Source organism: Komagataeibacter swingsii (assembly GCF_003207895.1).
In the GTDB taxonomy this organism is placed as follows: Bacteria; Pseudomonadota; Alphaproteobacteria; order Acetobacterales; family Acetobacteraceae; genus Komagataeibacter; species Komagataeibacter swingsii.
Genome location: NZ_NKUB01000112.1, coordinates 1 through 533 on the forward strand (window position 1 = coordinate 1; position 533 = coordinate 533).

Below are 533 nucleotides of genomic sequence, written 5' to 3' on the forward strand. Positions count from 1 at the left end.
CGGAACCAGGCCGCGGGCGGTGCGGGGCCGCCGAATGGCCGGTCATCGCGCACATAGGTCCACAATCGCCCGGTCACGGTGCGGCTTTTCGCCAGCACCGGCACCGTGGTGTCGTCGCCATGCAGCCGTTCTGCCGCCAGCACATGGGCGCGGATCTGCGCGATCAGCGGCGCCAGGGTGGCGGTGCTGGCACCCACCCAGTCAGCCAGCGTGGAGGTGTCGAGATCGATTCCTTCGCGGGCAAAGGCCTCGCTTTGGCGGTTCAGCGGCAGGTGATCGGCAAATTTGCCGGTCAGGATCGTCGACAGCAGCCATGGCCCGGCGCGGCCCCGAGCGATCGGATGGAACGGTGCCGGCGGCTGGGTGATGCTTTCGCAGTCCCTGCAGGAGAATTTCTCCCGCACCGTCTGGATTACCCTGAATTGTCTGGGGACGACTTCCAGCGTCTCGGTCATGCTCTCGCCCAGTTTTGCCAGACGGGATGAGCCACAGCATGGGCAGTGCACGGGGGCTGGGATAACGACCCTTTCACG

Annotated in this window: 1 protein-coding gene; it reads right to left on the reverse strand. The window is 66.2% G+C overall.

The genetic code is table 11. From position 1 onward, the window contains the following. Nucleotides 1–533: IS66 family transposase (gene tnpC, locus CFR76_RS17590; RefSeq protein WP_110557954.1), on the reverse strand; the 533-nt coding region annotated here is incomplete at both ends.